At 73.0% G+C, this 9,098-nt stretch carries 10 protein-coding genes; 2 read left to right on the forward strand and 8 right to left on the reverse strand.

Features of this window, described 5'->3' with window-relative positions:
• From GT030_RS24730 to GT030_RS24745, 4 genes are all read right to left on the reverse strand, one after another.
• Positions 1–1,065 (reverse strand): ice-binding family protein (locus tag GT030_RS24730; RefSeq protein ID WP_161202986.1); only part of this gene is annotated, 1,065 nt, incomplete at its 3' end.
• Positions 1,066–1,431: 366 nt separating this feature from the next.
• Complete coding sequence (locus tag GT030_RS24735) at positions 1,432–2,103, reverse strand: response regulator transcription factor (RefSeq protein WP_161202987.1); 672 nt, start codon at positions 2,101–2,103, stop codon at positions 1,432–1,434.
• A complete protein-coding gene (locus GT030_RS37200) occupies positions 2,100–3,293 on the reverse strand; it encodes a DUF5931 domain-containing protein (RefSeq protein ID WP_161202988.1) in 1,194 nt (397 codons plus the stop codon). The genes GT030_RS24735 and GT030_RS37200 overlap by 4 nt, the downstream gene beginning before the upstream one ends.
• A 30-nt stretch (positions 3,294–3,323) precedes the next feature.
• On the reverse strand, positions 3,324–4,061 hold the full coding sequence (locus tag GT030_RS24745) for a lysophospholipid acyltransferase family protein (protein ID WP_161202995.1): 738 nt from the start codon (positions 4,059–4,061) through the stop codon (positions 3,324–3,326).
• A 160-nt stretch (positions 4,062–4,221) separates the two neighbouring features.
• On the opposite strand from GT030_RS24745, the gene GT030_RS24750 reads away from it, so the two are divergent.
• Together GT030_RS24750 and GT030_RS24755 are read left to right on the forward strand one after the other, a co-directional pair.
• Entirely contained in the window at positions 4,222–5,001 is a 780-nt protein-coding gene (locus GT030_RS24750; RefSeq protein ID WP_161202989.1) for an alpha/beta fold hydrolase, read from the forward strand.
• A complete protein-coding gene (locus GT030_RS24755; RefSeq protein ID WP_161202990.1) occupies positions 4,994–5,587 on the forward strand; it encodes a hypothetical protein in 594 nt (197 codons plus the stop codon). The genes GT030_RS24750 and GT030_RS24755 overlap by 8 nt, the downstream gene beginning before the upstream one ends.
• Positions 5,588–5,593: 6 nt before the next feature.
• Here the strand turns inward: GT030_RS24755 and GT030_RS24760 are convergent, their stop codons facing one another.
• From GT030_RS24760 to GT030_RS24775, 4 genes are all read right to left on the reverse strand, one after another.
• Entirely contained in the window at positions 5,594–6,346 is a 753-nt protein-coding gene (locus GT030_RS24760) for an endonuclease/exonuclease/phosphatase family protein (protein WP_161202991.1), read from the reverse strand.
• Positions 6,347–6,412: 66 nt separating this feature from the next.
• Positions 6,413–7,366 carry an ROK family glucokinase gene (locus GT030_RS24765; RefSeq protein ID WP_161202992.1) on the reverse strand — a complete coding sequence of 318 codons (954 nt, stop codon included), beginning with the start codon at positions 7,364–7,366 and terminating at the stop codon, positions 6,413–6,415.
• Positions 7,367–7,433: 67 nt separating this feature from the next.
• On the reverse strand, positions 7,434–7,940 hold the full coding sequence (locus GT030_RS24770) for a DUF5304 domain-containing protein (protein WP_161202993.1): 507 nt from the start codon (positions 7,938–7,940) through the stop codon (positions 7,434–7,436).
• A 56-nt stretch (positions 7,941–7,996) separates the two neighbouring features.
• On the reverse strand, positions 7,997–9,098 hold a 1,102-nt coding region (locus GT030_RS24775; RefSeq protein ID WP_161202994.1), incomplete at its 5' end, for an ArsA family ATPase.

The raw sequence follows: 9,098 nt of genomic DNA on the forward strand, positions 1-9,098 counted from the left end.
GCCGTTGCCGTTGCCGTTGCCGTTGCCGTTGCCGCCCACGGTGTTGCCCGCCGTGTTGCCGGAGGTGGTGTTGCCGGCGGTGTTGCCCGCCGTGTTCCCGGAGGTGTTGCCGGCGATGTTGCCGGAGGTGTCACCGCCGGTGACGAGGGGGCCGCCCAGGACCCCGCCGGTGACCAGACCCCCGCCGAGCAGTCCGCCGGTGGTCGTGCTTCCGGTCGTGTTGCCGGTCGTCGTGCCGGCGGTCGTACCGGTCGTCGTGCCGGTCGTCGTGCCGGTCGTGGTTCCCGTGGTCGTGCCCGTCGTCGTCCCACCGGTGGTGGTGTTCGCGCACGAGTTGAGGAAGATCCGGTTGGTGTCGAGCGTCACGGCGCCGTTGCGGGCCAGGGCCCGGCCCTCGATGTTCGTCCCCGTGGTGACGCTGATCGAGGTCAGGGCCATGATGGTGCCGACGAAGGTGGAGTTCGTGCCCAGGGTGGCCGAACTGCCGATCTGCCAGTACACGTTGCACGGCGACGCGCCGTTCGTGAGCAGCACCCGGCTGGAGGACGCCGTCGTCAGCGCCTCCGGGATCTGGAACACCCAGACGGCGTTCGGGTTGCCGCCGGCGTCCAGGATCAGGTCGCCGTTGAGCCCGACACCGGCCACGGCGCTGTACACACCCGGAAGCAGGGTGCTGCCGTTGCCGATGCCGGCCGCGAGCGCGAAGTCCGTGGCCTGGCCGGCGGCGTTGTTGTACGCGGTGACGAGATCCGCCTTGGCCTGGGCGGCGGCGGCGTCGGCGGAGTGGACGGCACCGAGCACCTGGCCGGGCGGGAAGCCGGTGATGGCCGTGCCCGGGTGCACCCCGAGGTCGTGAGCGATCACCGAGGGGCCGGTGTTGGTGACCTGCGTACCCGCGAGCACGGAGTAGCTGGCGGCCGTCGCCAGCGGTACGGGCGTGGCGATGGCGAGCGCCGGCGTCGGCGTGAGGGCGACCATCGTGGCGGCGACCGTCGCGGCGAGGGCCGAGGCGAGGGCGCCGGACAGACTGCGGCGGTGAGCCACTTGATGGAACTTCAGCTTCATCGAAGGCCATTTGCTGTGGGGGCCGTGGCATACGGGCTCTATCCGAACGCCCGGTAGCCTTGTTGCTGTTGCGGCATATTACTCAGGAAATTCCCGCGCCGAGAAAATTAGCGGTCGACAACTAAAAGCAATCGTTTCTCCAGTGATATGAGGCGGGATGAAAAGAATCAGACTCAAAATTCTGATCATCCGGCGCATCCCCCGAATGCGTCGGGGCGGATTACGGCAGACGGGTCGGCGCGGACCCGCTCGGCCGCAAGGTATGCACCGCCATGCATGTCCCGGTGCCGCCGATGGGGTGGTTGTGCATGAGTTGCCGATGAGCGGGCGTGGCGGTGAATTCGTGTGCACCCCGACTGAGCAAGGTCAGTCGTCCAGGCCGCGCTCGATCGCGTACCGCACCAGCTCGACCCGGTTGTGGAGCTGGAGCTTGCCCAGGGTGTTCTGGACGTGGTTCTGGACCGTGCGGTGCGAGATGACCAGGCGTTCCGCGATCTGCTTGTAGCTCAGGCCCTTGGCGACCAGGCGCAGCACCTCGGTCTCCCGCTCGGTGAGCCGGGGCGCGCCCGGCGCTCCCGCCTCGGGTGCCGGCGCGGGCTCGGCGGCCAGCCGCCGGTACTCCCCGAGGACCAGTCCGGCGAGGCCGGGGGTGAACACCGGGTCGCCGGCGGCGGTACGGCGCACCGCGTCCAGCAGTTCGCCGGTCGACGCCGACTTCAGCAGATAGCCGGTGGCGCCCGACTTCACGGCCTCCAGCACGTCGGCGTGCTCGCCGCTGGCGGAGAGCACCAGCACGCGCAGAGCCGGGTCGTGGGCGATGAGTTCCTTGCAGACCTGCACCCCGGGCTTGGCGGGCAGGTTGAGGTCGAGCACCAGCACGTCGGGGGCGGCGGCCTTGGCGCGGCGCACCGCCTGCTCGCCGTCGCCCGCGGTGGCGACGACATGCAGCCCGGACTCGGCCAGGTCGCGGGCGACCGCGTCGCGCCACATGGGGTGGTCGTCGACCACCATCACCTTGATCGGGTCCTGCTCGGTCATCGCCGTTCCGCCTTCCCCCGCGCCGACTCGGCGCTCTTCGGTACCTTCAGCTCGACCTCGGTGCCCTGGCCGGGCACGGAGATCACCTCGGCGCTGCCGCCGAGGTCGCGCAGCCGTCCCCGGATCGACTGGGCCACCCCCAGCCTGCCCTCGCCCTCGGCCAGCGCGAGCCGGCCCTCGGGGATGCCGGGGCCGTCGTCGCGGACGGTGACGACGATCCCGCCGGGCTCGTCCTCGACCAGAATCCAGGCGCGGGCCTCCTCGCCCGCGTGCCGCCGCACATTGTCCAGCGCGGCCCCGACGGCGGCCGCCAGCTCCCGCGCCGCCGTCGCCTCCAGCGTGACCGGCGCCCCCGGTTCGGCGAGGCTCACGCGGGACCCGGCGTACGGGGCGAGCAGGGAGCGCAGATCGAGCGGGCCGGGGTCGGCGGCGGCCGGGCCGTCAGGGATGCGACTGGTGGGGAGCAGGCCGCCGGAGACCAGGGTGCGCAGGGCGATCTCCTGCTCCCCGGCGAGCCGGCCCAGCTCGGCCGCCTCGCCGCCGATGACCGCACCGCGCCGCTGCACCATGGCCAGCACCTGGAGCACGCTGTCGTGGATGTCGCGGGCCAGGCGCTCCCGCTCGCGGGTGGCGGCCTCGATCTCCAGGGCGCGGGCGAGGGTGCGCTCGGACGCGCGGGCCACCTCGACCACGTAGCCGATGGCGATGGCGGCGACCCAGACCAGGATCACGTTGTGCACGGTGTCCCGCGCCGGGGCGCCCCGCTCGACCAGGTTGGCCACGGCGACCGCCGTGGAGGCGCCGGCCGCCCAGCGCCAGCCGCCCTTGAGGGCGAAGGCCAGCACCGCGCCTGCCGTCCATATCGACGGCAGGGTGGGACCGCCGTCCGCGATGCGGTGCGGGTCGTCGGCGAGCGGGGTGAGCAGGATGCCGAGGACCGCCACCGCGAGGTCGGCCGCGAGGAAGCGCCGGGTGCAGCGGGCCGCGCTGGTCACCCGGGTCACGGTGGCGAGCGTCCAGACGACGAGCAGCACGTAGTAGGCGAGGGCCAGCCAGGGGCGGACGAAGCGGGTGTAGGCGGTGGCACCCAGACCGATCGCGTACAGCATGGTCAGGACGCGGTAGCCGGTGAGCGCGCGCCACAGCGGCAGCTCGACCGACATCCGCAGGACCTGTTCGCCCCTGGCCATGGCGCCCCCCGCCTCCCCCGAGCCGGGTCACTAGGCCCCGGTCTTCTCCGTCTTCTCGGCCTTGCCGGCTTCCTTCGCCGCCTTCGCCGCCTCCGCGATCTGCCGCTTGGCGGCGGTCGCGTAGATGTCGACGTACTCCTGGCCGGAGAGCTTCATGATCTCGTACATGACCTCGTCCGTCACCGCCCGCAGCACGAACCGGTCGTGTTCCATGCCGTGGTAGCGGCTGAAGTCCAGCGGCTTGCCGATCCGGATGCCGGGACGCATCAGCTTCGGCATCACCTTGCCGGGGGGCTGGATCTTCTCGGTGTCGATCATCGCCACCGGGATCACCGGCGCGCCGGTGGCCAGCGCCACGCGGGCCAGGCCGCCGGGCTTGCCCCGGTAGAGACGCCCGTCGGGCGAGCGGGTGCCCTCGGGGTAGATGCCGAACAGCTCACCGCGCTCCAGCACCTCTATGCCGCTCTTGATCGCGGCCTCGCCCGCACCGCGCGCGCCGGAGCGGTCGACGGGGAGCTGCCCGACGCCCTTGAAGAAGGCGGCCGTCAGCCGCCCCTTGAGTCCGGGGGTGGTGAAGTACTCGGCCTTGGCGATGAAGGTGACCTTGCGGTCCAGCATCGTGGGCAGGAAGAACGAGTCCGAGAAGGACAGGTGATTGCTCGCCAGAATGGCGGGCCCCTCGGCCGGGATGTTCTCCAGCCCCTCGACCCACGGTCTGAAGGCGACCTTCAGCGGCCCTCCGATGGCAACCTTCATCGTGCCGTACAACACCCACGTGCCTCCCGATTCCGTCGCACAGACCTTAACCCGGACCGCCGCCGATGGCGCCGACGACCCTGGTCGGTGGCGACGCGGTCGCGTACGGTGAAACACATCCGCCCGTACCGCACTCCCCAGAGATCCACATACCGGAACAGGAGCCCCAAAGGTGCCGGTCCTTCCCGGAGCCGAGCCGTACCGCCACGACGGCGGGGAGGTGGGGGTTCTCCTCTGCCACGGTTTCACCGGCTCGCCCCAGTCGCTGCGCCCCTGGGCGGAGCACCTCGCCGCGCACGGTCTGTCGGTGTCGCTGCCCCTGCTGCCCGGTCACGGCACCCGCTGGGAGGACCTGCGGGCCACCGGCTGGGAGGACTGGTATGCACACGTCGACCGTGAGCTGTGGCAGCTCTCCGAGCGCTGCGAGCGGGTGTTCGTCGCGGGCCTGTCGATGGGCGGCGCGCTGGCGCTGCGGCTGGCGGCCAAGCACGGCGAGCGCGTCACCGGAGTGGTCGTCGTCAACCCGGCGAACCGGGTGCACGGAGTCGCCGCCCACGCCCTGCCCGTGGTCCGCCACCTGGTGCCCTCCACCAAGGGCATCGCCAGCGACATCGCCAAGGGCGCCACCACCGAGCTGGGATACGACCGGGTTCCGCTGCACGCGGCCCACTCCCTGCGCCGCTTCCTGCGCGTGCTGGACGGTGAGCTGCCGCAGGTCACGCAGCCGTTGCTGCTGCTGCGCAGCGCGGTGGACCACGTGGTCCCGGCGGCCGACTCGGCGCGGGTGCTGAGCCGGGTGTCCTCCACGGACGTAACCGAGAGCGTGCTGGAACAGAGCTACCACGTGGCGACGTTGGACCATGACGCGGACCGGATCGTCGAGGAGAGTCTCGCCTTCATCGACCGGCTCGCTCCCCGTGTCGGCAAGGAAGGGACGGCCCCCGTTGGCTGAGCACGACTCCGACCGCGAGGGCCGCGAGCCGGACGAGCACGGCACGCCCTTCGACGAGGACGCCGCCTGGCGGGCCATCGTCGCGGGGTACGGCGACGAGCCGCCGGACCCGCCCGGCTCGAGGCCCTTCCGCGCCATCGAGGACCTCGCGCTGCTGGAGAAGGACCCGGAACCCGAGCCGGAATCGGAGTCGGAGCCGGACGGCACCGACGAGAAGTCCGCGCCGGTGAGGCCGCTGGGCAGCTCGGTCACCTTCGCGCCCGGTGTCGGTCCGCGCGACCACACCCCGGCCGAGCCCTCCGACACCGCCGCCGGGGACTCCGGTGACGACGATGACGAGGGGCACTTCGTACCGCCCGAGCCGCCCCCGCTGCCCGTCGCGGACACCACCGCCAAGTTCGCCTGGCTCGGGGTGGTCGGCGGGCCGATCCTGCTGCTGCTCGCCGTGCTGCTGGGCTGGGAGATGACCTGGTGGCTGACGACGCTCGCCGTCGGCGGCTTCCTCGGCGGGTTCGTCACCCTGGTGACGCGGATGCGTACGGACGACGACGGCGACGACGACCCCGGTCGGGGGGCCGTCGTCTGAGCCTTGCTAGACGCTCGCCGGGATTCTGAGGGCGGCCAGGACCGGGAGGTGGTCCGTGGCCGCCCTCAGGTCGCTTCCGGTGACGCCGGGGAGGCCGCCGGGGACGCCGCAGGCGAGGACCTCGATGCCCCGGGTGGCGAGGACGGCGTCGATACGGCGGGCGGGGGCCGTGGCGGGGAAGGTGTCCGTGCCGCCCCGGGGCGCGACGGTCGCCGCGTCCTGGAGGGCTTCGGCGAGCAGGGTGAAGGCGGGGCCGGTGGGGCCCTCGTTGATGTCGCCGCCGATCACCGCGTGGTCCACGCCCAGTCTGCCCAGGTGTTCCAGGAGCAGGCCGCTGTGCATCCGGCGTTCGGCCTTCTGGAGGCCGAGGTGGCAGCAGACGAGTCCCACGCGGGCCTTGCCGAAGCGGACGACCGCGGCGGCGAGGCCCCTTCGGTGCTGGCCGGGGGTGAGGGGCAGCAGGATGTCCTCGGTGCTCTCGACCGTGGCCCGCAGGGAGCAGAGGATCGCCGGACCGGCGGCGGGGGCTCCGCCGGTGAGGTAGACGAGATCGGTGGCCTTGGCGAGGCGGGCCAGCTTCTTGCGCCAGCGGAAGAAGCGGGGGGCTTCCTGGAGGAGGAGGACGTCGGGGGCGCAGGCGTTGACGACTCTTGCCAGGGCTTCCGGGTCGTCCCTCAGGGAGCGGACGTTGTAGCTGAGAACCCTGATGACCGCGGAACCGTCTGACTCCGTACGGGAGTTGGGGAACGGGGTTGGCATGCGATCAACCTACTCGGGGCGCGGGGACCATTCCCCGCGCCCCTGAAGTCCGTGCACTCGGCCGGTCTACATGACCGGGTCCGGCTCCCTTGCCAGGTCGGCCGCGCCGACCAGGCCCGCCTTGTTGCCGAGCTGGGCGGCGATGACGTCGGCGACCGGGCGCCAGTTGCCGCCGACCAGCCAGCGCTTGTAGGACTTGCGGATCGGGTCGAGGACCAGTTCGCCCTCGTCCGAGAGGCCGCCGCCCACGATGAAGGCGGAAGGGTCGAACAGCGAGGCCAGGTCCGCGAGGCCGGCGCCCGCCCAGCGGGCCAGCTCGCGGTAGGAGTCCACGGCCACCGGGTCGCCCTGGCGGGCGGCCATCGAGATGTGCTTGCCCTCGATGCCGTCGGGGGTGCCGTCGCCGAGGCCCAGCAGGATCTCCGCGTTCTCCGGGGTGGCGTTGGCGCGCTGCTTGGCGTAGCGGACCAGGGCGCGGCCGGAGGCGTACTGCTCCCAGCAGCCCTGCGAGCCGCAGCCGCACGCCAGGCCGTCCGGGACCATCCGGATGTGGCCGAACTCGGCGGCCACGCCGAAGTGCCCCCGGCGCAGCTTGTTGCCGATGATGATGCCGCCGCCCAGGCCGGTGCCGAGCGTGATGCAGATGACGTTGCGGTGGCCCTTGCCCGCGCCGAACTTGTACTCGCCCCAGGCGGCCGCGTTGGCGTCGTTCTCCACGACGACCGGGAGACCAACGCGGTCCTCGACCTTCTCCTTGAGCGGCTCCTGGCGCCAGTCGATGTTGGGCGCGAAGTACACGGTCGAGCGCTGCCGGTTCACGTACCCGGCCGCACCGATGCCCACGCCGACGATGTCGTGTCCGGCACGCGCGCCCTCCACGGCCGAGGCGATGGCGTCCACGATGGCCTCGGGCGTGCTGGGGGTCGGCACCTTGAAGGTCGAGAGGATGTTGCCTTCCTCGTCGACCACGCCGGCCGCGATCTTGGTGCCGCCGATGTCGACGCCGATGGTGAGTCCCATGAATCCCTCAGTTCCGGTCGAGCCCCGCTAAGGCCAACGGTACCCGAGGCCCCACCGGGGCAGACCGTCAGTCCAGGTCGATGCGCTCGCCCGGTCCGGTGCCCTCACCTGGGTCGCGGCGGCCGCCGGGCGGTTCGTCGGCCGGCGGCTGGGTGGGGCCGGTGGTCCACCGCCGCTCCTGCGCCTGGACGGCCGATCGGTAGGCGGCGAGCAGCTCACTGCCGGCGGCGGCGAGGTGGTCGAAGACCTGGGGGTTGCGCTCGACGACCGGCTCGACGGCGGCCTTGGCCTGCTGGACCATCTGGCGCACCGCCTGCTGCGCGGCGGGCCCGGCGACCCCGCCGAGCAGCGGGGACTGCAGGCCGGAGAGCTTGTCGGCCACGGAGTCCATCAGCCGGCGCAGCTCCTCGGCGGCCGTGCCGGGCGGCGGCGGGCTGGTGCCGCGGCGGCGGGCCTTCTCGGCGGCCAGGTCCTCGGCGGTTGCGGTGGCCCAGGCGTCGGCGTCGCCCATGCGCGGCGCTTCAGGAGCTTCGGGCTCCTCGGGGGGCTGGGGTGCGGGGCGCTCTTCGCTCATGGCGGGCTCCTGACTACGGTTCGCGTCTTCGACGTTACCCGAACGGCGCAGTGCGTTCACCGTCCCGTGCCGGGCCACAGGGCGGAGTCGGGCGCGAACCGGACACACAGCTCGCCGTCGGTCAGCGCGGCCCCGGCGACGGTGCAGCGGCGCAGCGCGGAGGGCAGGGCCACGATCCGGTGGAAGGGACCGGCGGTGACCACGAGTTCGTCGCCGCGCCGGATCAGGTCGAGGTCGTCGCGTGCGGCGCCGGGCAGCGGGATGCGCCAGACGAGGGTGCCGTCCTCGGCGAGGCGGTCGGTGACCGGCCACTCGACGGGATCGGGCGCGGGGTTGACGCCGGGCGGGGCGAGCGCGGCGAGGTCGTCGGTGCCGCGCGGGTCGTGTCCGAGGTGCGGCACGCTGTGCACGTCGTACTCCTCGGCCCAGTCGGCCAGGGTCTTGCGCTGCTGGGCGAAGGGGCCGGCCAGCCAGGTGCCGTCGGCGGACTCGGGCAGCACGCGGTTGGCGATCAGGGTCTCGGGGCGCAGTCCGCGCAGGGCGAGGCCGAGGGCCGCGGAGCGGACGGCGTCGTCCCCGGCCGGTCCCGGTTCGGCGACCAGGCGGAGGGTGGTGCCCCGGTCGGCGAGGACGGCTTCGACGGCGGCGAGTTCCAGGTCCCAGCGGGCGGCCGTCTCGTACAGCCAGTCGGCGGGCATGGGGACCCCGGCGAGGCGGCCGAGGACGGGGCGCAGGGCGCGGGCGGCCTGGCGCTCGGGCGGCAGGAGGCGGCGCAGGTAGCGGCGGAGTTCCTCGGGCAGCGCGAGCAGGGCGAGGGCCCGGGGCAGCGGGGGGAGGTCCACCACGAGCAGGTCGTAGCGCTCGGAGAGGGCCGCGTCGCGCAGGGCGCGCAGCACGGACAGCTCCTCGGCGCCGGGCAGCGGGGTGACCTCCTCGGCGTCCAGCCGGGAGGCGCCGAGCAGGTCGAGGACGGTGCCGGCCCGGCTCTGGAAGGCGGTGAGGTCCTCACGGAAGCGGGCGCCGGCGTCGGGGCGCCAGACGGTGAGGTTCTCGGCGGCCTCGGTGGGCGTGGGTCCCGTCACCGTGCCGAGGGCCGCGCCGAGCGTGTCGGCCCGGTCGGCGCCGAGCACGAGCACGCGGGCGCCGGTGCGGGCCGCG

It is taken from the genome of Streptomyces sp. SID1328, from assembly GCF_009865595.1.
GTDB classification, from domain to species: Bacteria; Actinomycetota; Actinomycetes; order Streptomycetales; family Streptomycetaceae; genus Streptomyces; species Streptomyces griseoluteus.

Bases quoted from the DNA above. Each gene is read 5' to 3' on its own strand.
- GT030_RS37200 (WP_161202988.1), bottom strand. From the start codon at position 3,293: ATGGCCAGGGGCGAACAGGTCCTGCGGATGTCGGTCGAGCTGCCGCTG.
- GT030_RS24760 (WP_161202991.1), bottom strand. From the start codon at position 6,346: ATGCCAACCCCGTTCCCCAACTCCCGTACGGAGTCAGACGGTTCCGCG.
- GT030_RS24770 (WP_161202993.1), bottom strand. From the start codon at position 7,940: ATGAGCGAAGAGCGCCCCGCACCCCAGCCCCCCGAGGAGCCCGAAGCT.
- GT030_RS24765 (WP_161202992.1), bottom strand. From the start codon at position 7,366: ATGGGACTCACCATCGGCGTCGACATCGGCGGCACCAAGATCGCGGCC.
- GT030_RS24735 (WP_161202987.1), bottom strand. From the start codon at position 2,103: ATGACCGAGCAGGACCCGATCAAGGTGATGGTGGTCGACGACCACCCC.